Genomic DNA, 21,304 nt, shown 5'->3' with positions numbered 1-21,304 from the left:
GTGGGGGCGGCAAGAGGCGGGCGAGGGGCTCACTGGCTGAGGGCGGCGATCCGCTCATGGGCCTGGCGCATGCCCTGCTCCGCCCCGTGGGGGCGCAGGTCCATCCCCTCCGCGTAGACGAACTCCACTTCTGCGATGCCCATCAGGCCGAGCACGGACTCGAGGTAGGGGGTGACCGCATCCGTCGCCTGGCCCTGATGCACGCCGCCGCGGCTGCTGAACACCAGGGCTTTTACCCCCTCCACCAGCCCCATGGGGTAGCTGTCGGTGTAGCGAAAGGTGACCCTGGCTCGCGCCACCAGATCGAACCAGTTCTTGAGCGGGGTCGGTACGTTGAGGTTGTACATGGGGGCGCCGATCAGCAGCAGGTCGGCGGCCTTGAGCTCGGCAATTAGTTGGTTCGACAGCGCCACCCCTTGGCGGATGGCCTCGCTGGTCGGCTCGGCCCCCCGCAGGGCGTGAAACAGTGCGCTGTCCAGTGGTGGCAGGGCGAGGGCGGGCAGGTCGCGCACCACCACCTGGTCTTGGTGGCCCTGCTCCCGGCGCGCTTGCAGAAAGCGCTCCATCAGCTGGTTGGTACGGGACGCGGGGCCGTTGAGGCTGGATTGCAGCAGCAGGATCTGACTCATGAGGTGAACTCCATCTGACAAAGTGTGGGGATGGAGGGAGCTTATCAGTCATTTTTTTCCGCAGTGCTGATACTATTTCGCCATATTGGTTCCACAAGGTATGCAATAGATGGCAAACAGCCTCAATGGCCTCGATCTGTTCGCCAGCGTGGTGGAGGCGGGCAGTTTTGCCCAGGCCGCCGAGCGGCTCCACCTCACCCGCTCGGCGGTGGGCAAGGGGATTGCCCGGCTCGAGCAGCGTCTCGGCGTCCAGCTGTTTCACCGCACCACCCGCAGCCAGAGCCTGACCGAGGAGGGGGCGCTGTTCCATCTCCACTGCCTGCGGGCATTGGAGGAGGTGCGCCTCGGCGAGGCGGCGCTGGCCAGCAACAAGCTGACCCTCAACGGCAGCCTCAAGGTCTCCATGCCGGTGCTGTTCGGTCAGCTGTGCGTGGCGCCCCTGCTGCTCGAGCTGGCGCAGGCCCATCCCGGGCTGGCGCTGTCACTGTCGTTCAGCGATCGCAAGGTGGATCTGGTGGAGGAGGGGCTCGATCTGGTGATCCGCAACGGGGAGCCGCCGGACCGTCTGGATCTGGCGGCGCGCCGGCTCGGCGAGCACGGCATGACGCTCTGCGCCGCCCCCAGCTATCTGGCCGAGCGGGGCGAACCGATGACGTTGGCGGATCTGGCCGAGCACGAGGGCATCGCCTATCTGCGACAGGGGCGGGTGCTGGCGTGGCAGTGGCAGCTGGATGGCCAGTGGCAATCGGTGCGGCCGACGGGGCGCCTGCTGCTGGACGATCTGCACGCCATCACCCAGGCGGCCATCGCGGGCTTTGGCCTCGCCTGGTTGCCGACCTGGCTGGTGCGCCCGCACCTTGAGCGGGGCGAGCTGTGCGAAGTGCTGGGCTCCCTCAAGGGCAGGCGTTATCCCATCAATGCCCTCTGGCCCCACAGCCCGCACCTGCCGCTCAAGACCAGAATGGCCATCGACTGGTTGGCGAGCCGGCTGCCGGAGCGGCTTGCCAGCGCGGTGGGGGCGGGCCGCCATGACCAATAAAAAGGGCCTGCAGTGGCAGGCCCTTGGTGGTGTGCGAGTGATGCAAGGGGTTACGCTTCAACCTTGTTGAGCCACTCGACCTTGTACTGGGCGCCGGCGCCCTGCGCCAGCTTGGCACAGAGGGGTTTGAGGAAGGCTTCAATCTGCTCGTCCAGCAGCCAGGGGGGGCTCACTATCAGCATGCCTGAGCCGTTCATGCCCCAATCGGTGGTCTGGCCGGCCACTTCCAGCTCGGCCACCAAGACGTTGCCGAAGTTCTCGCGCTTGATGGCGCGCAGCATGTCGCGGGACTTGTCTGCCTCTTCCCCCAGAATGGGATACCAGAGGGCGTAGATGCCGGTGGCCCAGCGTTTTTGCGCCTTTTTCAGGGTATCGACCACCGCGAAGTAATCTTCCTTCAGCTCATAGGGCGGGTCGATCAGTACCAGGCCGCGGCGCGGGGTGGGCGGCAGCAGGGCCACCAGCCCCTCGAAGCCGTCACGGTGGTGGACGGCGACGCGGGGGTCGTAACCCATGTTGGCGCGCAGGTCTTCCACCTCGTTGTTGTGCAGCTCCATCAGCGCCAGCTTGTCCTGCTCGCGGGCGAGGCGGCGCGACAGCTCCGGCGAGCCGGGGTAGTAGTGCAGCTGGCCGCCGTGCTCTCCCTCGGCTGGGTTCATCTCCTCGATGACGCCGAGATAGGGGGCCATGGCAGACCACTGGGCCCGCTCGTCCCACAGCCGGCCAATGCCGTCGGCATACTCCGCCTTCTTCTGCGACCAGTCGCCGCGCAGGTCGTAGAGACCGCCGCCGGCATGGGTGTCCAGCACGATGAAGGGTTTCTCCTTCTTCTTGAGGGACTCGATGATCAGGGCCTGAACGGCGTGTTTCAGCACGTCGGCGTGGTTGCCGGCGTGAAAGGCGTGGCGATAACTCAGCATATTAGGTCTCTGAGGGGGCCCTGCTGGGCCCCCAGTAACAATAGATAGTTCAACAGGTTGCGGCTGTTGCCGCGAAACAGGGTGAGGCTGCGCAGGGTCTGCAGCAGCACTCCCTGTTGCAGTCGCTCCAGCTCCAGCTCGTGGGCCAGCATGGCCTGATACTCCTGCTCGCCGAGCCGCGCCTTGGCGCTCGAACGCAGGGTGCGCCAGGGGCCGAGTACCGCCTCGGTCTGCACCAACGCCGGTTGCAGGTCGGTCAGATCGACCGGGATCCCGCACTGATCCAGCCGGTGCAGCAACAGGGCCAGATTGACGTTGCCCCCCTGCGCCTGCACGCTGAGCCAGTCCTGACTGCGCGCGCCGTACACCTCGCCGCTCCACTGCCAGAAGTCGAGCGGGCCCGGCAGTTCGTGGGCGGCGATCCGCTCGCTCGCCATCAGCTGTTCGTCACGCAAGGAAGGCCTGCTCCATGGTTTCCAGCTCCTCACTGAGGCTCATCCACTCCAGCTCCACCCCTTCCAGCTCCTCCTTGATGGGGCCCTGGGACTTGAGCAGCTCGGAGAGCTTCTGCTTGGCGCTCTCTTCATAGATGGCGGGGTCGGCCAGCTGCTCTTCCACCGCGGCCAGCTTGGCCTGCAGTTTCTCCATGCTGGTTTCGAGCTTCTCCAGCTTCTGGCGCAGCGGCCGGGTCGCTTGCCGGAATTCCGCCTCGCGCCGCTTCTGATCCTTGCGCGCCACCGCCGAGTTGGCAGAGACAGGGCCGTCGTCCGGTTTGGCGTTGGCCTCTTTCTCCTGCTCGCCGAGCCACTTGTGGTAGTCGTCCAGATCGCCGTCGAACGGCTCGACCCGGCCACCGTGCACCAGATAGAAGTCATCCGTGGTGGTACGCAGCAGGTGCCGGTCGTGGGAGACCACCACCATGGCGCCCTCGAAGCCTTGCAGCGCCATGGTCAGGGCGTGGCGCATCTCCAGATCCAGGTGGTTGGTCGGTTCATCCAGCAGCAAGAGGTTGGGTTTTTGCCAGGTGATGAGGGCCAGCACCAGCCGCGCCTTCTCGCCACCGGAGAAGGGGGCCACCTTGTCGAGCGCCTTGTCACCGTGAAAGCCAAAGCTGCCGAGGTAGTTGCGCAGCTCCTGCTCGGTCTTGTCCGGCGCGAGGCGCACTAGGTGATCGAGGGGCGAGTCGTCCAGGCGCAGGGTCTCCAGCTGATGCTGGGCGAAGTAGCCGATGCTGACCCCGGCGCTCACCTCGAGCTTGCCGGAGAGCGGCGGGTTGGAGCCCGACAGCATCTTGATGAAGGTGGATTTGCCGGCGCCGTTGCGACCGAGCAGACCGATACGCGAACCGGGCACCAGGTTGAGTTTGATCTTCTCCAGGATCACCTTGTCGCCGTAACCGGCAGAGAGGTTCTCCATGGCAATCAGCGGGGTCGGCAGGGCCGACGGCTCGCGAAACTCGAAGCTGAACTCGGAGTCGGCGTGGGCAGGCAGGATCTTCTCCATCCGCTCCATCGCTTTCAGTCGGCTCTGGGCCTGGCGGGCCTTGGAGGCCTTGTAGCGGAAGCGGTCCACATACGCCTGCATGTGGGACATCTCGCGTTGCTGCTTCTCGTACATGGATTGCTGCTGGGCCAGGTGTTCGGCGCGCTGCAGTTCGAAGTCGGAGTAGCCGCCGGTGTATTCGTTGAGCTTGCCGTTCTCGATGTGGATGATGCGGCTGATGACCGAATCGAGGAAGTCGCGGTCATGGGAGATCAGCACCAGCGTGCCCTGATAGGCCTTGAGCCACTTCTCCAGCCAGATGACGGCGTCGAGATCCAGGTGGTTGGTCGGTTCATCGAGCAGCAGCAGATCGGAGCGGCACAGCAGCGCCTGGGCGAGGTTCAGGCGCATGCGCCAGCCACCGGAGAAGCTGCGCACCGGCGAACTCAGCTGCTCGTCGCTGAAACCGAGGCCGTGCAGCAATTCGGCGGCGCGGGCACGAATGCTGTAGGCGCCTATGGTGTCGAGCCGGCCGTGCAGCTCGGCCACCAGCAGGCCATTGTCATCCTGCTCGGCCTGGGCCAGCTGGGCCTCCAGCGCGCGGAACTCCTTGTCGCCGTCGATCACGTAGTCGAGGGCGGAGCAGTCCAGCGCCGGGGTCTCCTGCGCCACGCCGGCAATCTGCCAGCCGGCGGGCAGGCTGAAGGTGCCGCTGTCGATGGCCAGCTCGCCCCGTACCAGTGCAAAAAAGGTGGACTTGCCACAGCCGTTCTTGCCCACCAGACCCACCTTGTGGCCGGGATGAATGGTGGCGGATGCGTTGTCCAGCAGCTTGCGGCCGCCGCGGATCAGTTCGATTTGACTGGCAACTATCATGGATTGGTCTGCTTGGCTCAAATGGAGGAGAAAAACTGGCGCGGATCTTACGTGAAACGGCGCAGATTTGCACTTGAGGCGGGGGGCAACCACTGGCTGGGGGGGCAAAAACATGCCATAACAGAGCAATCAGTCAGGGTTGGGGAGGTTAGCATGCTTATCAGGGACATCATGACGACCCGGGTCGCCACCGTTTCCATGGATGACCGGCTCAATGTCATCAAGGAGATCTTCGAGCAGGCTCACTTTCGCCACCTGCTGGTGCTGGAAGAGGAGGAGCTGGTAGGGGTCATTTCGGATCGGGATCTGTTCCGCGCCATCAGCCCCTATCTGGACTCCGAGGCCGAGATGAGCCGCGACACCGAGACCCTCAACCGGCGCGCCCACCAGATCATGAGCCGCCACCCCATCACCATCGCTCCCCAGCTGACGGTGCGGGACGGGGTCAAGATGATGCTGGAGAAGAACGTCTCCTGCTTGCCGGTGCTGGAAAACGGCGCCCTGGTCGGCATCATCAGCTGGAAGGATCTGCTGCGCGCCGCCCTCGACAGCGACGCCTTCTAGACCCTCGCTCACAGTTTGCAAGACAGCGAAAAGGGCTCTGAGGAGCCCTTTGTCGTTGGCGGTCAATGGCGCCTTGCCCCTGTGTCAGGGCAGCGGTTCCACCAGCAGGATATGGGAGTCATGTCCCGTCACCCGCACCTTGCTGCCGGCGCTCAGCGGCTGGCTGCAGCGCACCGTCCAGGCGGTGTCGTCCAGGTGCACTCGGCTCATCCCCTGGGTAACGTCATCCAGCAGTACCAGCTCGCGGCCCAGATAGCCCTGCATCCGCTCGTTGATGGGGGCGGCGGCATCCCGGCTGGAGCGATCCCGGCGGTGCTGCCAGCGCCACCAGGCCCAGGTGGTGAGCAGGGATTGCAGGCCAAACAGCAGCAACTGCGCCTGCCAGCCGAAGGGCCAGACCAGCAGCAGCAGGCCCACTTCCAGCGCGGCGATGCCGGTCCAGAGCAGAAAGCCCACCGAACCCAGCACCTCGATGGCCAGCAGCGCGAAGCCGAGTCCCAGCCAGTGCCAGTGGGTCAGCCCCTCGAACAGGGCTGTCATGACTTGCCGCCCTTGCCATCCTTGAACAGCTCGGCCATGCCGGCCACGGCGCCGATCAGGCTGCCCGCCTCCAGCGGCATCATCACCACCTTGCTGTTGGGGCCTTCGCCGATGCGAGCCAGCGCCTCGGTGTATTTCTGGGCCACGAAGTAGTTGATGGCCTGCAGATCCCCTTCGGCAATGGCCTTGGAGACCATGTGGGTCGCTTTGGCTTCCGCTTCGGCGGCCCGCTCGCGCGCCTCGGCGGCGAGGAAGGCGGCCTGACGCTCACCCTCGGCCTTGAGGATCTGGGACTGCTTCTCCCCCTCCGCTTTCAGGATCTTGGACTGGCGCACCCCTTCGGCTTCCAGTACCTCGGCCCGTTTCTGGCGCTCGGCCTTCATCTGGGCGTTCATGGCTTCGACCAGTGCCAGCGGCGGACGTACATCCTTGATCTCGATGCGGGTCACCTTGATGCCCCAGGGGGCGGTGGCGGCATCCATGGTGCGCAGCAGTTTCTCGTTGATGGTGTCGCGCTGGGAGAGCATCTCGTCCAGCTCCATGGCGCCGAGCACGGTCCGCATGTTGGTCATGGTCAGATTGCGGATGGCGCTGGTGAGATCGTTGACCTCATAGCCCGCCTTGCGGGCATCTACCACCTGCACGAAGCTGATGGCGTCGATGGTGACGTTGGCGTTGTCGCGGGAGATCACCTCTTGCGCCGGGATGTCCAGCACCTGCTCCATCATGATGATCTTGTGGCCGACCCTGTCCACATAGGGGATCAACAGGTTGAGGCCAGGCACCAGGGTGCGGGTGTAGCGACCGAAGCGCTCCACGGTCCAGTTGTAGCCCTGCGGCACTATCTTGATGCCGGCGCTCAGGGTAGCGAGCACCAGAAACACGAAGATCCCCAGCACAATCAATGACTCATTCATTATTAAGCTCCTTATGAAACACTTTCACTAGCCTATGGCCTTGCGCCTGGCACCACAAGCGCCTTGCTTCGCCTTTGTCATCATACGGCTTTGTTAATTACTAAAATGCATTAAAAAGCATTTTTTATTATTTTGAGGGATAAGCAGCCCTGCCTATAGTCGCCCCATATTAGTCGTGTTCCGAGGGATGGGCCGAAATGGATTATTTGCCGATGTTTGCCAAATTGGACGGCCGCCCGGTGCTGCTGGTGGGAGGGGGCGAAGTGGCCCTGCGCAAGGCGCGCCTGCTGCTGGCGGCCGGTGCCAGGCTGACCCTGGTCTCCCCCGAGCTGGAACCCGACTTCCACCAATTTGCCGATCGCTTCACCCATCTGGCGGAGCGCTTCACCCCGGCCCATCTGGCCGGCCAGATCCTGGTGGTGGCCGCTACCGACGATCTCGAGGTGAACGCCCTAGTCTATCAGAGCGCCAACCAGCTCGGTCTGTTCGTCAACGTGGTGGACGACCCCAAGCGCTCCAGCTTCATCTTTCCTTCCATCATCGATCGCAGCCCCATCATGGTGGCCGTCTCCAGCGGCGGCAAGGCGCCGGTGCTGGTACGTCTGCTGCGCGAGCGGCTGGAGAGCCTGCTGCCCCGCCATCTCGGCGCTCTGGCCGAGCTCTCCGGCCGGGTGCGCGACCAGGCCAAGCGGGTGCTCTCTTCCATTTCCGACCGTCGTCGCTTCTGGGAGCGTGCCTTTGCCTCCAACACCCTGGCCGGTCTGATTGAGAAAGAAGATTGGCAAGGGGCCGAGCAGTGGCTGAACGAGGGGCTTGACCAGGCGAAAAGCGAAGTGGGGGAAGTGGTGCTGGTGGGGGCGGGCCCCGGCGATCCGGGCCTGCTGACCCTCAAGGCGCTGCAACAAATTCAGCAGGCCGAAGTGGTGCTCTATGACCAGCTGGTCTCGCCCGAGATCCTGGACCTGGTGCGCCGCGATGCCACCCTGGTGTCGGTCGGCAAGAAGGCCGGCGCCCACAGCGTGCCGCAGGAGGAGACCAATCGCCTGCTGGTTACGTTCGCCAAAGCGGGCAACCGGGTGGTGCGGCTCAAGGGGGGCGATCCCTTCATGTTCGGCCGTGGCGGCGAAGAGCTGGAAGTGCTGGCCGACGAAGGCATCCCCTTCTCGGTGGTGCCCGGCATCACGGCCGCCGCCGGTGCCACTGCCTATGCCGGCATTCCGCTCACTCACCGCGACCATGCCCAGAGCGCCGTCTTTATCACTGGCCACTGTCAGAAAGAGGGCAATGAGCCCGACTGGCAGCAGCTCGCCGCTACCAGCCAGACCCTGGTCATCTACATGGGGCTGATGCGCTCCGAGCACATCCAGCAGCAACTGGTGAGCCATGGCCGCAGCAGCGCTACTCCCATCGCCATCATCGAGCGCGGCACCACCGCCCGCCAGCGGGTGCTGACCGGCACCTTGGCAGAGCTGGCCGAACTGGCCCAGCAGGCAGTGAGCCCGTCTCTCATCGTCATTGGCGAAGTGGTGGCCCTGCGCGAGCGGCTCGCCTGGTTTGGCGAGGGGCAACAGCAGGGCGCCTGCGACCTCAAGCTGGTGAGCCTGGCCTGAGCGCCGGCGGCGACATCCATCGATTTGACGGTGCGGCCATGGCGGCACCGACCTGAACCAACACCGCGCCCTGACCAGGCGCGTTAGCAATGAACCGAGGACCCAGACATGGACCGTGAAAGACTGACCCACTTGCAGCAGCTGGAAGCCGAGAGCATCCACATCATCCGCGAGGTGGCTGCCGAATTTGAAAACCCGGTGATGATGTACTCCATCGGCAAGGACTCCTCCGTCATGCTGCACCTGGCCCGCAAGGCCTTCTATCCGGGCAAGATCCCGTTCCCCTTGCTGCACGTCGACACCGACTGGAAGTTCAAGGAGATGATCAAGTTTCGCGATGAGACTGCCAAAAAGTACGGGCTGGATCTGATCGTCCACAAGAACCCGGACGGCCTCGCCATGGGCATCAACCCCTTCGTACACGGCAGCGGCAAGCACACCGACATCATGAAGACCGAGGGGCTCAAGCAGGCGCTCAACAAATACGGCTTCGACGCCGCCTTCGGTGGTGCCCGCCGCGACGAGGAGAAGTCCCGTGCCAAGGAGCGGGTCTACTCCTTCCGCGACAAGTCTCATCGCTGGGATCCGAAAAACCAGCGCCCGGAGCTGTGGCGCGTCTACAACAGCCAGGTCAACAAGGGGGAGAGTATCCGGGTGTTCCCGCTCTCCAACTGGACCGAGCTCGACATCTGGCAATACATCTACCTCGAGAACATCGACATAGTGCCGCTCTACTTTGCGGCCCATCGCCCGGTGGTGGAGCGCAACGGCATCAAGATCATGGTGGATGACGAGCGCATGCCCATCGGCCCGGAAGACGAAGTGAAGCAGGAGCTGGTGCGCTTCCGTACCCTCGGCTGCTACCCGCTGACCGGTGCCATCGAATCCGCTGCCACTACCCTGCCGGAGATCATCGAAGAGATGCTGCTCACCACCTCGAGCGAGCGGCAAGGGCGGCTCATAGACCACGATCAGGCCGGCTCCATGGAGCAGAAGAAGCGTCAGGGCTATTTCTAAAAAAATGTTCTAAGGAATCGCAACATGAACAACCACATTCAGACCGCCATCAGCGAACAGGGCATTGAAGCCTACCTGCACGCCCAGCAACACAAGAGCCTGCTGCGCTTTCTCACCTGCGGCAGCGTGGACGACGGCAAGAGCACCCTCATCGGCCGCCTGCTGCACGACTCCCAGCAGATCTATGAAGATCAGTTGAAGGCACTGGAGTCCGACAGCCAGAAGCTTGGCACCACCGGCGAGAAGCTGGATCTGGCGCTGCTGGTGGACGGTCTGCAGGCCGAGCGCGAGCAGGGCATCACCATCGACGTGGCCTACCGCTATTTCTCCACCGCCAAGCGCAAATTTATCATCTCGGATACCCCGGGCCACGAGCAGTACACCCGCAACATGGCCACCGGCGCCTCCACCTGCGATCTGGCCATCATATTGATCGACGCCCGCAAGGGGGTGCTGGATCAGACCCGTCGCCACAGCTTTATCGCGAGCCTGCTTGGCATCAAGCAGTTCGTGGTGGCGGTCAACAAGATGGATCTGGTGGAGTTCAGCCAGGAGGTGTTCGAGCGCATCAGCTTGGAGTATCGCGAATTCGCCAAGAAGCTCAGCGTCGACACCATCCATATCGTGCCGGTCTCGGCGCTGGACGGTGACAATGTGGTCAACCCAAGCGACAAGCTGGCCTGGTATCAGGGCGAAACCCTGCTCTCTCTGCTGGAGTCTGCCGAAGTGGAGCGCGAGCTGGAGCGTCACCCGGTGCGCCTGCCGGTGCAGTACGTCAACCGCCCCAACCTCGATTTTCGCGGCTTCGCGGGGACCCTGGCCTCCGGCATCCTGCGGGTCGGCGACAAGCTGGCGGTGCTGCCGTCCGGTAAAGAGAGCACGGTGACCCGCATCGTCACCTTCGACGGCGATCTGGACTACGCCCTGCCGGGTCAGGCCATCACGGTCACCTTTGCCGATGAAATCGACATCAGCCGTGGCGATCTGCTGGTGGACGCGGCGAAAAAGCCCCAGGTGACCCAGAACCTGCTGGCCCACATCGTCTGGATGGGGGAGGAGTCCCTGCAACCGGGCCGGGTCTACGACGTCAAGCTGGCCACCAAGAAGAGTCGCGGCCAGGTGGAGGCCATCCGCCACCGCATCGAGATCAACAAGCTCGATGAGCTGGATGCGAGTGAACTCAAGCTCAACGAGATCGGCCTGTGCGAGCTGAGCCTGACCGACCCGGTGGCGTTCGACCCGTATCAGGAGATCCGCGATACCGGCAGCTTCATCTTGATCGACCGGCTGACCAACGTCACCGTCGGTGCCGGCATGATAGTGGAGGGCTTGGCCGCGACAGTGGCAACAGGGCACTACAGCGAGTTCGAAGTGGAGCTCAACGCTCTGGTGCGCAAACACTTCCCCCACTGGCAGGCGCTGACCATCAGCAACGACGCAAGCAAGGAATAAGCCCATGACCTGGCAACAATCCCTGGTGCTGGGTCTGCTGGCTGCCCTCGTCGCCCTGCTGATCCAGGGCAAACTCCGGCCGGCGCTGCTCTTCTCGGGCGCCGTGCTCATCACCTACCTGAGCGGCCTGGCGGACATCAACACCGTGGTGGCGGGCTACACCAACAGCGCCCTGCTGACCCTGGTGCTGTTGCTGCTGGTCTCCTTGGCGGTGGAAAAGACTCGGATCATGAGCTGGTTCGCCAACCTGGTGGGCACCGGCTCCTTCAACAAGGTGCTGGTCAAGGTGTGGTTCTCCACCGCCTTCCTGTCGGCCTTCGTCAACAACACCGCCGTGGTGGCCTCCATGCTGGGTGCGGTCAAACGCAATCCCAACCATGCGCCGTCCCGGCTGCTGCTGCCCATGTGCTTCGCGGCGACCTTTGGCGGCGTGCTGACCCTGATCGGCACCTCCACCAACCTCATCGTCAACAGCTTCCTCATCAAGATGGGGGCCAAGCCGCTCGGCATGTTCGACTTCTTCATGGTGGGGGCGGGAACCCTGCTGACCGGCCTGGTCGCCGTGCTGCTGTTTGCCCGCCACCTGCCGGAGCAGGACACCGAGATGAGCCGCGAATCCGGCTACTTTCTCGAGGCCAAGGTGGGCCCCGGCTCGCCCATGGCCGGGCGCAGCGTCAAGGAGAACGGCCTGCGCAGCCTGAAAAGCCTCTATCTCGCCGAGATCATCCGGGGCAATCAGGTGATCTGCCCGGTGCAGCCGGAACACGAGCTGCATGAGGGGGACATGCTGCTGTTTTGTGGCGATGTGGAGAGCGTCGGCGTGCTGCAGGAGCTCAAGGGGCTGGATCTCTACGGCCAGCACCGGCTCAACGGCCAGCACCTGGTGGAGGTGATCGTCAGCCACAGCTCGCGGCTGGTGGGGCAGACCATCAAGGATGCGGAGTTTCGCACCCACTTCGATGCGGTAGTGCTGGCGGTGCGCCGGGGCGAGACCCAGCTCACCGGTGGCCTCGGCCAGATTGAACTGCACGCAGGGGACACCTTGCTGCTGGCCCCCGGCCCCAAGTTTGCGGGCAACAAGTCCCTCTCCCGCGAGTTCGTGGTGGTGAGCGGGCTGGAGGCCTCCACCCGGCTCGATGCCACGCGCAGCGCCGCCGTGGTGGCGGGGTTCCTTGGGGTGCTGGCGCTGTCGGTGCTCGATCTGGTGCCGCTCTTCAAGGGGCTGCTGGTGATGCTGGTGGTGCTGTTGTTCTCCCGCATCCTGACCCTGGACGAGATCCGCCGCCGCTTTCCGCTGGATATCTGGCTGGTGGTGGGCGGGGCGCTGGCCATCGCCGATCAGCTGGAAAAGAGCGGGCTGGCCCGGGTCATCGCCGACTGGCTGATGGGGGAGTTCAACGGTGCTAGCCCCTTGATCGCCTTTATCGGCATCTACCTGTTCACCCTGGTGCTGACCGAGCTGATGAGCAACAACGCCGCCGCGGCGCTGGCCTTCCCCATGGGTTACCAGCTGGCGCTCAGCATGGATGTCTCCACCATGCCGTTCATTCTGGCGGTGCTGTTCGGGGCGAGCTCCAGCTTTATCCTGCCCTACGGCTACCAGACCAACCTGATGGTCTATGCGGCAGGCAACTACAAGATGCCGGACTACCTCAAGCTGGCCCTGCCGGTCTCCCTGGCCTACAGCCTCGGGGTGATCGTCATGGTGCCCCTGCTGTTTCCGTTTTAAGGCGGCGCAACTGGGGGCCTGGTGCCTGGCAGGGAATATAGATACACGACGACCATGGCCCCGTCAGTGGCGAGTGGCCAGAGGCTGAGCTCCAGGGAGCCAGACCGTTTCAGCATTGAGGCGTGAGCGCCAAGCAAGGAGTTTTGGATGAGCAATATCGTGTGGCATGCCCATGCCGTCGACAAACGGAGCCGGGCCGAGCAGAAGGGACAGAAGCCGCTGGTGATCTGGTTCACCGGGCTTTCCGGGGCGGGTAAATCCACCCTGGCGGGAGCCTTGGAGCAGGCGCTGGCCGCGCAAGGCAAGCACACCTATCTGCTGGATGGGGACAACGTGCGCCACGGCCTCTGTGGCGATCTGGGCTTCGATGACGCTGCCCGTCAGGAGAATATCCGCCGGGTCGGCGAAGTGGCGAAACTCATGGTGGATGCGGGCCTGATCGTGCTCACCGCCTTTATCTCGCCGTTCCGTGCCGAGCGGGATCTGGTGCGCCATCTCGTGGGTGAAGGGGAGTTTGTCGAGGTGTTTGTCGATGCGCCGCTTAGCGTGTGCGAAGAGCGCGACCCCAAGGGGCTCTACAAGAAGGCAAGGGCCGGGGAAATTCGCAACTTTACCGGTATCGATTCGGCCTATGAGGCCCCCGAGCAGCCGGAAATCCACCTACTCAACGCCGGCAAGCCGGTGGAAGCCTTGGTGGATGAGTTGCTGACTGCTCTAAGGCTGCGGGGGATGATCGATTGAGGTTGATTGCCTAGACCGAATATTGATAAAAAAGGGGGCGTTTGCCCCCTTTTTTATATGGAATTCGAACCTACGGGCTATTTTTCAGAGAACCACGTTTAAATACTCCGTTATATTTTTGATGTGGCCATCAATAAACAATAGTTTTTGACGTTTTTACAATGCTCTCCTATCCAATACGCAAAAGAGGTGCTCTGTTGCCAATTAATATCAACCAAACTATTGTGAATAGTGCTATCTGGAGTAGTAAGCGAACCATGTGCAATAACTTGCTCTGGTACATTGTTTCGCCCACACCACCATTCAGGCATTGAACGCTTCCATTTCGTCTCAAGCCAGACGTCAGATAAAGCCACCACATATTCACTTTCGTAGTCGGTCACACCATTATCACGAAGAAACTGTTTATCCTTATGATGAAGACGCTCTATATCTTGTATGATTTCTTGTTTTTTCTTTGTATGTGACAAGCGCTTTGCTTCAATGAAAAAAACGGCCTTGTGCTTAGGGGAAAAAACAAAAGCATCAATGTGCTGTTTTTTCTCAAACCAAGGAAATTCAAGCCAAGACACAGCGTGATCATCATCGAGACATTTTATTATGGCATTTACGAAAATATGAACTTGATTGGCTTCGGTGAAACCTGAACTCCCTCTCGCTGGATAAAAAGTCTCAAACGTCCGAATGTAGGTTGCGATCATTTCATTAAATGATTGAGAAATGACTTGTATCATAAAAGCCTCGAAATATATAACACCACTATTTGATATCAATGTATCTTTGTTATGGTGTAATAATTTTAGCCACAGCCAGCCATACTAAGACTTGTTTAGATGGTGGGTGTTCTAATTCTATTTGTACCGATGTTTCTTGAGGCTACCTCAAGGATTACCATCTTAATCCAGCAAGGGAGTTCCGGTTTTTTAATTGTTTTATAGCTATTGTCCTTTCAGCTCTTCCATTGCCAAATATGGAATGTTGTCCATTTCTACTCCAGGCATATAACACCTGTCAATTTGTCCCTGACAACACAGCAATCCTTGCCGCATCTCTACTCGGAAAGTCAGGGTCGACATACACGTACATGCGGCTTATCAGCGAGCCTGTAAATTCGAATACACTACAAAAACGGCCCATGGAGATATTATTATCCGGCCAAGAGGTACCATCACTCATTACTCCCCCCTCTTGCCCTTCGATAATCACGGTGTTGCCAGCAGTCGTTATCTTAAAACCATCAATGTCGTGCCAGATGCTGGTGAGCGAGCTACCAATTCTATTGCCAAACTCAACCAATGCATCCTTTCCTTTAGCTTGACCAAATTTGGGGAAGAAAAAATCAACATTCTCTGAGAAGAGGTGAAGATAACTGGGATCACCTGCATCTACTTTCTTGAAATACTCAATTGCTATCTCAACTAAACTTTCCTGTTCCATTACCATTCCTATATCTCTATTGGTTGTTCGCATAACCGTGATTGGAAGGAGGAGGGGCACTGATGAGTGACACCACTTTATGAATCCACTCCATCCTGGCTGTCGTTATAAAACGAGTTAAATCAATGCATCGCCAGCAAGTCTAAATCAGTGGGGATTGAACTTCTTCGGGGCGCCTAGCTTGGACTGTAACCATAAATTCATATCGCCGACGACCTCTTTGCGCTGACTTTGTCCGTCACTGTCTTTGAATCCATGATCCAGTGCTTCGTAACGCCGATACTCGATATTGCTCTTTCCGAGTTCTGTAAGACGCTGCATCAACTCATCTATTTTTTGTGGTGATACCGAAATGTCTCTCCCTCCCTGAATGATCAGCAAAGGAGATTTTACGTTTTGCAGGGTATCAAGCTGATCGATGGAGAGCATCTGCTGCCACCAATGATAACCATGTCCGCTCACATCAAGCTCAAAGGGTTTGCTGTTAAGAACATGTTCGGAAAATCCTTTAAAACCGTCGATATCTTTTCTCGCCGCTTCGGGATTTTTATGCTCTGCAGCGATGCTGTGTGAGACGTCATCGATAAACCAGCGGCCACCGCCATTAAAGGCGATGGTGGCATCGATATAGTCAACATCTGCGGTCACCAGGTTGGCGATAACGGCCCCTTCACTGCCGCCCAAGAGGATAAATGCCTTGTATTGCCCATCTTTTCTAACGGTATCGAGAACAGTTTTGATATCCGCAACCCGCTGCGCAGGGCTGTCCTTTTCAAGGTACTGAGCAGGACAATCCTTGCGTGCCGGATCGGTACTGTATTTTAATTTGCGATTGATGCCATACTTTTCGATTAGCAAAACATCAGCTTCTGGCCAAACATTTTTATAGTCGGAAAGTATCGAGCCTATGTTAAGCACGCTGTTGCAATCAGATCCTTGCAGAATCAACAACAGTGTCTCTGCATCATGGGAATGTTGGACCAGATAATAGGAGATAGGCGAGCCATCATCCCTGTTGGCTGTGCGAGTAGTAATATCATCAGCGTTACTAATGAATGTCAAAAGGAGCAAAAGTAAAAATATCGCTCTGATTTTCATCTTGGCCCCTGAGAGTGATGAAATTAAGGGTGATACTTATCCGATAATTCGACCGTTTAAATAATTTTTATCACTTTTATGGCGATGATCTGAGAACTAACGCTCTCTGGTATCAGAATGTATTTGTGTTGCCACTCGTTTATCTATTTTGTCGGGCAAGGCTACCGCCCCTGAATTTCAGCCTCCAGTCTGCTGCGCTTTCCCTGCGGTGTGGCTCTGGTCTGGTACATGGCTGACTCCGACAAGAGGGGTCTGATGGCCATGTTACCGAACGGAGCCTTTTAGGGAAGGGGGAGTGGATGAATTCTCGGGCAAGATCAATAAATTGAGCTGCCATGGGGTGGTGGGTGGGCGGTGGGGGGGATCTCAGCATCCGTACTTTCTCAATGCTCGCTGCGTATCTGGGGGAATGAACTGCAGGGCCGTGACACTGTTGAGTGAGGTGTAGTGCAGAAGCCAGGGGGAGGGCATCAAGGCTGGGGGAGTGATGGTATGGGCGTACCCATACGGCCAGAATCGTCTTTTCCACAAGAGATAAATGGGCCCACTGCCGGTGACGACAGGGGCCCTTTTTTTGTTGTTAGCACACGGTCTTGGGATCAGCGGGCCAGCACTACCTGGCCGCTGGGTCTGGGGTTGTCGAATTGATGGGGGGCGGGCTGCTGCTGGAACTGGCGCACCAGCCGGTCCAGTTCGCTCAGTTGCAGCACCAGCTGGTTGATGCCCTGTACGGCATGCTGGCTGCCTTGGCTTGAGTCATCGGCCAGGGTCTTGATGCTGAGCACGTTGCGGTCGATATCGGCGGTGACCTGGGATTGTTCCTGCACGGCCTGGGCTATCTGGCTGCTGCCGGAGGCGACCTGCTGCAGCATGCTGTTGATCTGCTGCAGTATGGTGCCGGTGGCGGAGGCCTTCTGCTGGCAGCTGGCGGAGAGCGCGCCCCCTTTCTCCATCGCCAGTTCGGCATTGCCTGCACTGGCCTGCAGCAGGGTGATCATCTTCTGGATTTCGCCGGTGGAGGACTGAGTCTTGATGGCCAAGGATCTGATCTCGTCCGCCACCACCGAGAAGCCGCGACCCGCCTCGCCGGCCCGTGCTGCCTCGATGGCTGCATTGAGGGCGAGCAGATTGGTCTGGTTGGCGATGCTGTTGATGACATCGAGAATGCCGTCGATGTCCCGGCACTGTGCCGCCAGAGTGTGGATCACCGTTTTTGAGGTGGTGAGCTCGCTGTGCATCCCCTCGACCGCCCCTATGGTTTCCTGCACGCTGCGGTTGCCCTCCCGGAACAGCTCGGCGGTTTCATCGAGCAGGCCGGAGGCGGCGGTGGAGCTGTGGGAGACCTCGTGGATTGACTCGGCCATCTGGGTGATGGCGGTGGCGACCTGATTGGTCTCTGCCTGTTGTTGCTGCAGGTTGCTGGTGATGGACTCGGCATTGCGCAGATCGCCCTCCGCCGAGCGCAGGATCCGGCTGCAGGTCTGCTGAGTGCGCGCCAGCACGGCGTTGAACTCGGCCTGATTCATCAGCATGGCGAGCTCGATGGCGGCGATGTTGTCGACCTTGTTGGTGTAGAGCAACTGCATCAGCGGGTTGTCGAAACGGCTGCGTGCCATCTTGTCGAGCTTGCCGAGGCGACGGGCCAGGGCATGGGTGATCATGGCTGCCAGCAGCAGCGGTATGGCCGCCAGGGCCAGCTGCCAGAGCGCAGCCTGCTGATAGCCCAGCGCCACCATGGCCGTCAGGCTCAGCAGCAGGCAGAGCCCGATCGCCAGGGTGTGGGAGAAGGTTGGTAGCCTGAGCGCCAGCGGGGCCTTGTCAGCGCGCAGCCCGGCATAGATGCGCTCGGCCCGCTGCTTGATCTCCTCACTGGGGGCGGTACGCACCGATTGATACTCCACCACCTTGCCGTGGGCATCCTTGATCGGCGTGACGAAGGCGCTGACCCAGTAGTGATCGCCATTCTTGCAGCGATTCTTCACCGGCCCCATCCAGCTTTTGCCGGCCCGAATATGGTGCCAGAGATCGGCGAAGGCCTGCTTGGGCATATCCGGGTGGCGCACCAGGTTGTGGTGCTCCCCTTGCAGCTCCTCCAGATTGAAGCCGGCGATATGGCAAAACTCGTCGTTGGCATAGGTGATCCGGCTCTCCAGATCCGTGGTGGAGATCAGGCTCTGGTGCTCCGGATAGAGGCGTTCGCGCTGGGTAACGGGTTGATTGATTCTCATGGTGGCTCCGGAACTGGGTTGCTGGAAAGATGTATGGCAAATGCAACTCATGAGCCAGTGCGCAGAGACTGATGATTATTTTATGAATAGCGGGTGATGAAGGTGAAACGAGTCAGCCTGGCTCAGCCAGGAGGGCCATTATTGGCAGCGGAATGGAGAAGGATTCGCATTTCGAGAACCGTTTTGGCAACGGCAGGCCACTATTTCGCAAGATGCTGCGGCGGTGCGTGAAACGACGGAGCCCGGGGCGGGCTCCAGGGGATCAGGGAGCAGGGTCGGCCGGGACAGGCTCAGGCCCGGCGGGCGGGGTCAGCATCATGGTCTCTATCTGCAGTCCCTGCACCAGCACGGTTTTCAGATCCTGCAGGTACTCTTCCAGCGGCGGCTCTTGCAGCAGCTGGGCGAGCTCGTTGCCGACCGGGGTCAGCCGGTAGTAGAGCAGGGTAATGTTGGCCTGCTTGCGCTGCAGGCGCCAGCGCTGATCGCCGAACTCCAGCTCCACCCCGTCGGCGGGCAGCGGGCCGGATTCCAGCTCACCCCGGTGCAGCAAGCCGAGTTCGAACAGCTGCAGCAGGGCGTTGTAGGGGATGCGGTACTTGCCAAGGCCGAGCCGGGTTACCCGGGCGCGGCTGAGCAGGCTGGCCCCCTTGTGCAGCCCCAGCAGCAGCCGCTGCTCATCGCTGCCGACGTAGTGGCAGGAGAGGGAGCAGATGCGCTGGAACAGCTGGGCCTCGCGCTGGGTCATCTCCTTGAGGGTGGAAAGTGCGCGGATGGAGAAGCGGCCCGGGGTGGCGATCTCGATGGCGAAGATGCGGCCCCACAGCTGCTGCATGGGCACCATGCTGATGTCTTCCGCCAGTTGCAGGAAACGGGTCAGCCAGTCGCTGTCCATCTCGCCGCCGGCGGCCGTTTCCTCGCAGTGGCGGGAGGCCATCACCATGATGGCTTCCAGGTTGCGCTGACGGGCGGCCAGATCCGCCAGCTGGCGAAAGGTGGCGCGCTGCTCGAAGGTGCTGTCGCTGTTGCGGGTGAGCATGCCGTCGATACCGCGGCTGCGGGCCAGGCGCAGGGTCTGCTCCTGGCTGCTCAGGATGGAACTCTCTTTCTTGGGCGGGGGCAGGTCAGCCATGCTGGCTCCGTGATCGCAAGGTCTAGCCTTGAATGTTACTCCAACCGGGATGGCGGGCAATCCCTCAGGCAGGGGCTGGCCGGGATCCGGTCGTCGCGGATAACAAAACGGCCTCCCGCGGGAGGCCGTGTGTGCCTGGTTACTGCTCTTCGTAGACGCTCACCTCGACCGCCTCCATGGAGTAGGAGGCGGTGGCCATCTCGTGGCTGGAGCTGACCGTGCGCATCTTGCCCTTCACCCAGATGGCGTCCCACAGGTCGTCCACCGGCGCCCCCTTGGGGTAGCTCACGTAGACCACCTGGTTGGTGGGCGGGGGCGGCACATGGATGCAGGCGCCGAAGTAGGGCACCAGCAGGAAGGCGGTGATCTTCTTGGCATCCCCCTCCAGCGGTACCACGAAGCCCGGGATGCGCACCTCTTGGTTGTCCAGCTTCTGGTTGACCCCGCCCACCGGCTGCGGCACCGAGGCAAGATTGCCGTCGTGGCTCACCTGGGGGGGCGGCAGCAGTTTTTCACCTGCGGGAATGAGCACATCCCAGTCGATGGTCTTGTACTCCACGGCCATGGCCGGCAGCGCCAGCAGGGCGGCCAGCAGCGCCACAATTTTCCACTTCATCATCTGTCCTTCTCGTTTTTATGGGCGTCTGGCTAGACGCGAATGCTCATGCCGTCGCTCAGGCTGTAGCGATAAGCGCGGGCCGCGGGCAACAGGCCGATCACCATGCCGGCCAGCCAGACCAGCCCCAGCAGCAGCCACTCGTGGGCGCTCGGCAGCCCCAGGCTCAATTGCAGGCCATAGTGGCTGAGCAGCCAGGGGGTGGCAAGCCCCTGCCCCAGGTAGAGCACCGCCACCCCGAGCGCGATGCCGGCGGTGGTGAGGGCCATTGCCTCCAGTGCCAGCAGCAGGAACAGGTGGGCGGGGCCGGCACCGAGGGATCGCAAGATGGCAAGCTCCCGGCGCCGCTCGTTGAGACCGGCCAGCAGGGTGGTCAGCATGCCGATGAGGCCCGCCACCACCACGAAACCGGCGATCACCGACAGCGCCGTCTCCGCCACGCTCATCAGGCTCCACAGCTCCTGCAGGGCGGCCCCCGGCAGGATCGCCATCAGCGGCTCGCCCCGGTAGGTGTTGACGCTGCGCTGCAGCTGGAACGCCAATATCCGGTTGCTGAGCCCCACCATGAAGGCAGTGATGGTCTTGGGGGTGAGATCCTGGGCCAGCGCCTGTTCGGCAGTCACGTTCTTGCTGTGACGGCCGGTGTCCCAGCCCAGGTGGATCGCCTCGATGCCGGCCAGCGGCACATGGATGGTGCGATCGATGGGGGTACCGGTCGGTGCCAGGATCCCCACCACCTTGAACGGCAGGTTGTCGTGCTGGCTGAACGAGGTATTGCCAGCGCCGTGGGCAATGACGATGGACTGCCCCAGGTGATAACCGAGCTTCTTGGCCACCTGGGCGCCGAGCACCGCCTCGAACGGCGTGTCGAACGCTCGTCCTTCACGTAGCTCCAGCGCCTGCTGCTGGCCATATTTGAGGTGGGTGAAGTAGTCGCCATTGGTGCCAAGCACCCGAAACCCCTTGTGGGAGTCGCCAAGGGAAAGCGGGATGGTCCAGGCAATGCCGCGCTGGTTCTTGATGGCCTGATAGGCATCCCAGCCCACGTTGTTGGTGGGATTGCCGATGCGAAACACCGAGTAGAGCAGCAGGTTCACCTGGCCGGAGCGGGCGCCAACGATGAGATCCGTGCCCGACACCGTATTGGCGAAGCTTTCGCGCGCCTGGTTGCGTACCCGCTCCACTCCGAGCAGCAGGGTGACGCTGATGGCGACGGCCAGCAGGGTGAGCCCGGCGGTGAGGCGGCGAGCCCAGAGGCTTTGCAGGGCGAGTTTCAGCAT

20 protein-coding genes are annotated in these 21,304 nt (G+C 61.1%); 7 read left to right on the top strand and 13 right to left on the bottom strand.

Going from position 1 to position 21,304, the window contains the following annotated elements:
* Positions 1-29 precede the first annotated feature (29 nt).
* Positions 30-629 carry an FMN-dependent NADH-azoreductase gene (locus tag C2U40_RS17945; RefSeq protein WP_103828172.1) on the bottom strand — a complete coding sequence of 200 codons (600 nt, stop codon included), beginning with the start codon at positions 627-629 and terminating at the stop codon, positions 30-32.
* A gap of 109 nt (positions 630-738) precedes the next feature.
* Here C2U40_RS17945 and C2U40_RS17940 point away from each other — a divergent pair, with 109 nt between their 5' ends.
* A complete protein-coding gene (locus C2U40_RS17940) occupies positions 739-1,668 on the top strand; it encodes a LysR family transcriptional regulator (protein ID WP_103828173.1) in 930 nt (309 codons plus the stop codon).
* Between the two features lie 50 nt (positions 1,669-1,718).
* On the opposite strand, the gene C2U40_RS17935 is transcribed toward C2U40_RS17940, so the two are convergent.
* From C2U40_RS17935 to C2U40_RS17925, 3 genes are read right to left on the bottom strand one after another with little or no spacing between them, the layout of a single operon-like run.
* Positions 1,719-2,588, bottom strand: coding sequence for a 23S rRNA (adenine(2030)-N(6))-methyltransferase RlmJ (locus tag C2U40_RS17935; RefSeq protein ID WP_103828174.1), 870 nt, complete (start codon positions 2,586-2,588; stop codon positions 1,719-1,721).
* Entirely contained in the window at positions 2,582-3,043 is a 462-nt protein-coding gene (locus C2U40_RS17930; protein ID WP_016351916.1) for a DUF2390 domain-containing protein, read from the bottom strand. Before C2U40_RS17930 ends, C2U40_RS17935 begins: the two co-directional genes overlap by 7 nt.
* Positions 3,036-4,946 (bottom strand): ABC transporter ATP-binding protein, encoded by a 1,911-nt coding sequence (locus tag C2U40_RS17925; protein WP_011707314.1) that lies wholly within the window; start codon positions 4,944-4,946, stop codon positions 3,036-3,038. The genes C2U40_RS17930 and C2U40_RS17925 overlap by 8 nt, the downstream gene beginning before the upstream one ends.
* A gap of 153 nt (positions 4,947-5,099) precedes the next feature.
* Here C2U40_RS17925 and C2U40_RS17920 point away from each other — a divergent pair, with 153 nt between their 5' ends.
* The gene (locus C2U40_RS17920; protein WP_011707313.1) at positions 5,100-5,510 is read left to right on the top strand and encodes a CBS domain-containing protein; all 411 of its coding nucleotides are present in this window, start codon (positions 5,100-5,102) and stop codon (positions 5,508-5,510) included.
* A gap of 84 nt (positions 5,511-5,594) precedes the next feature.
* Here C2U40_RS17920 and C2U40_RS17915 read toward each other — a convergent pair whose 3' ends face one another.
* Both C2U40_RS17915 and C2U40_RS17910 read right to left on the bottom strand, forming a co-directional pair.
* Positions 5,595-6,050 (bottom strand): NfeD family protein, encoded by a 456-nt coding sequence (locus tag C2U40_RS17915; protein ID WP_041218350.1) that lies wholly within the window; start codon positions 6,048-6,050, stop codon positions 5,595-5,597.
* Complete coding sequence (locus tag C2U40_RS17910; RefSeq protein ID WP_011707311.1) at positions 6,047-6,967, bottom strand: SPFH domain-containing protein; 921 nt, start codon at positions 6,965-6,967, stop codon at positions 6,047-6,049. Before C2U40_RS17910 ends, C2U40_RS17915 begins: the two co-directional genes overlap by 4 nt.
* A 197-nt stretch (positions 6,968-7,164) precedes the next feature.
* Between C2U40_RS17910 and cysG the strand changes: the two genes are divergently transcribed.
* The 5 genes from cysG to cysC all read left to right on the top strand — a co-directional run bounded on the left by cysG (position 7,165) and on the right by cysC (position 13,516).
* Positions 7,165-8,577 carry a siroheme synthase CysG gene (gene cysG, locus C2U40_RS17905; RefSeq protein ID WP_103828175.1) on the top strand — a complete coding sequence of 471 codons (1,413 nt, stop codon included), beginning with the start codon at positions 7,165-7,167 and terminating at the stop codon, positions 8,575-8,577.
* A 108-nt stretch (positions 8,578-8,685) separates the two neighbouring features.
* Complete coding sequence (gene cysD / locus C2U40_RS17900) at positions 8,686-9,594, top strand: sulfate adenylyltransferase subunit CysD (protein WP_039214485.1); 909 nt, start codon at positions 8,686-8,688, stop codon at positions 9,592-9,594.
* 24 nt (positions 9,595-9,618) lie between these two features.
* A complete protein-coding gene (gene cysN / locus C2U40_RS17895; RefSeq protein WP_017411042.1) occupies positions 9,619-11,046 on the top strand; it encodes a sulfate adenylyltransferase subunit CysN in 1,428 nt (475 codons plus the stop codon).
* A 4-nt stretch (positions 11,047-11,050) separates the two neighbouring features.
* On the top strand, positions 11,051-12,775 hold the full coding sequence (locus tag C2U40_RS17890; RefSeq protein WP_103828176.1) for an SLC13 family permease: 1,725 nt from the start codon (positions 11,051-11,053) through the stop codon (positions 12,773-12,775).
* Positions 12,776-12,922: 147 nt separating this feature from the next.
* Complete coding sequence (gene cysC, locus C2U40_RS17885; RefSeq protein WP_103828177.1) at positions 12,923-13,516, top strand: adenylyl-sulfate kinase; 594 nt, start codon at positions 12,923-12,925, stop codon at positions 13,514-13,516.
* Between the two features lie 110 nt (positions 13,517-13,626).
* On the opposite strand, the gene C2U40_RS17880 is transcribed toward cysC, so the two are convergent.
* From C2U40_RS17880 to C2U40_RS17850, 7 genes are all read right to left on the bottom strand, one after another.
* Positions 13,627-14,250 (bottom strand): hypothetical protein, encoded by a 624-nt coding sequence (locus C2U40_RS17880; RefSeq protein WP_080697637.1) that lies wholly within the window; start codon positions 14,248-14,250, stop codon positions 13,627-13,629.
* Positions 14,251-14,527: 277 nt separating this feature from the next.
* On the bottom strand, positions 14,528-14,953 hold the full coding sequence (locus C2U40_RS17875) for a nuclear transport factor 2 family protein (RefSeq protein ID WP_103828185.1): 426 nt from the start codon (positions 14,951-14,953) through the stop codon (positions 14,528-14,530).
* Positions 14,954-15,100: 147 nt separating this feature from the next.
* A complete protein-coding gene (locus C2U40_RS17870; RefSeq protein WP_103828178.1) occupies positions 15,101-16,051 on the bottom strand; it encodes an alpha/beta hydrolase family protein in 951 nt (316 codons plus the stop codon).
* Positions 16,052-16,650: 599 nt separating this feature from the next.
* Positions 16,651-18,279, bottom strand: coding sequence for a methyl-accepting chemotaxis protein (locus C2U40_RS17865; protein ID WP_103828179.1), 1,629 nt, complete (start codon positions 18,277-18,279; stop codon positions 16,651-16,653).
* Between the two features lie 262 nt (positions 18,280-18,541).
* Positions 18,542-19,408 carry a TIGR03899 family protein gene (locus C2U40_RS17860; RefSeq protein ID WP_103828180.1) on the bottom strand — a complete coding sequence of 289 codons (867 nt, stop codon included), beginning with the start codon at positions 19,406-19,408 and terminating at the stop codon, positions 18,542-18,544.
* Positions 19,409-19,547: 139 nt separating this feature from the next.
* Positions 19,548-20,027 (bottom strand): DUF3299 domain-containing protein, encoded by a 480-nt coding sequence (locus C2U40_RS17855; RefSeq protein ID WP_011707301.1) that lies wholly within the window; start codon positions 20,025-20,027, stop codon positions 19,548-19,550.
* Positions 20,028-20,056: 29 nt separating this feature from the next.
* Positions 20,057-21,304, bottom strand: coding sequence for an ABC transporter permease (locus tag C2U40_RS17850; protein WP_103828181.1), 1,248 nt, complete (start codon positions 21,302-21,304; stop codon positions 20,057-20,059).

Source organism: Aeromonas sp. ASNIH4 (assembly GCF_002934425.1).
GTDB classification, from domain to species: Bacteria; Pseudomonadota; Gammaproteobacteria; order Enterobacterales; family Aeromonadaceae; genus Aeromonas; species Aeromonas hydrophila.
Note: the sequence above shows the minus strand (reverse complement) of the source record. Positions and strands in the feature narration are given on the sequence as shown.

Coding starts and splice junctions, on each gene's coding strand:
- C2U40_RS17925 (WP_011707314.1), bottom strand. CDS start 4,946: ATGATAGTTGCCAGTCAAATCGAACTGATCCGCGGCGGCCGCAAGCTG.
- C2U40_RS17910 (WP_011707311.1), bottom strand. CDS start 6,967: ATGAATGAGTCATTGATTGTGCTGGGGATCTTCGTGTTTCTGGTGCTC.
- C2U40_RS17935 (WP_103828174.1), bottom strand. CDS start 2,588: ATGCTGAGTTATCGCCACGCCTTTCACGCCGGCAACCACGCCGACGTG.
- cysG (WP_103828175.1), top strand. CDS start 7,165: ATGGATTATTTGCCGATGTTTGCCAAATTGGACGGCCGCCCGGTGCTG.
- C2U40_RS17855 (WP_011707301.1), bottom strand. CDS start 20,027: ATGATGAAGTGGAAAATTGTGGCGCTGCTGGCCGCCCTGCTGGCGCTG.
- C2U40_RS17860 (WP_103828180.1), bottom strand. CDS start 19,408: ATGGCTGACCTGCCCCCGCCCAAGAAAGAGAGTTCCATCCTGAGCAGC.
- C2U40_RS17865 (WP_103828179.1), bottom strand. CDS start 18,279: ATGAGAATCAATCAACCCGTTACCCAGCGCGAACGCCTCTATCCGGAG.
- C2U40_RS17940 (WP_103828173.1), top strand. CDS start 739: ATGGCAAACAGCCTCAATGGCCTCGATCTGTTCGCCAGCGTGGTGGAG.
- cysN (WP_017411042.1), top strand. CDS start 9,619: ATGAACAACCACATTCAGACCGCCATCAGCGAACAGGGCATTGAAGCC.
- C2U40_RS17915 (WP_041218350.1), bottom strand. CDS start 6,050: ATGACAGCCCTGTTCGAGGGGCTGACCCACTGGCACTGGCTGGGACTC.
- C2U40_RS17945 (WP_103828172.1), bottom strand. CDS start 629: ATGAGTCAGATCCTGCTGCTGCAATCCAGCCTCAACGGCCCCGCGTCC.
- C2U40_RS17890 (WP_103828176.1), top strand. CDS start 11,051: ATGACCTGGCAACAATCCCTGGTGCTGGGTCTGCTGGCTGCCCTCGTC.
- cysD (WP_039214485.1), top strand. CDS start 8,686: ATGGACCGTGAAAGACTGACCCACTTGCAGCAGCTGGAAGCCGAGAGC.
- C2U40_RS17850 (WP_103828181.1), bottom strand. CDS start 21,304: ATGCTGAAACTCGCCCTGCAAAGCCTCTGGGCTCGCCGCCTCACCGCC.
- C2U40_RS17870 (WP_103828178.1), bottom strand. CDS start 16,051: ATGAAAATCAGAGCGATATTTTTACTTTTGCTCCTTTTGACATTCATT.
- C2U40_RS17880 (WP_080697637.1), bottom strand. CDS start 14,250: ATGATACAAGTCATTTCTCAATCATTTAATGAAATGATCGCAACCTAC.
- C2U40_RS17875 (WP_103828185.1), bottom strand. CDS start 14,953: ATGGAACAGGAAAGTTTAGTTGAGATAGCAATTGAGTATTTCAAGAAA.
- C2U40_RS17920 (WP_011707313.1), top strand. CDS start 5,100: ATGCTTATCAGGGACATCATGACGACCCGGGTCGCCACCGTTTCCATG.
- cysC (WP_103828177.1), top strand. CDS start 12,923: ATGAGCAATATCGTGTGGCATGCCCATGCCGTCGACAAACGGAGCCGG.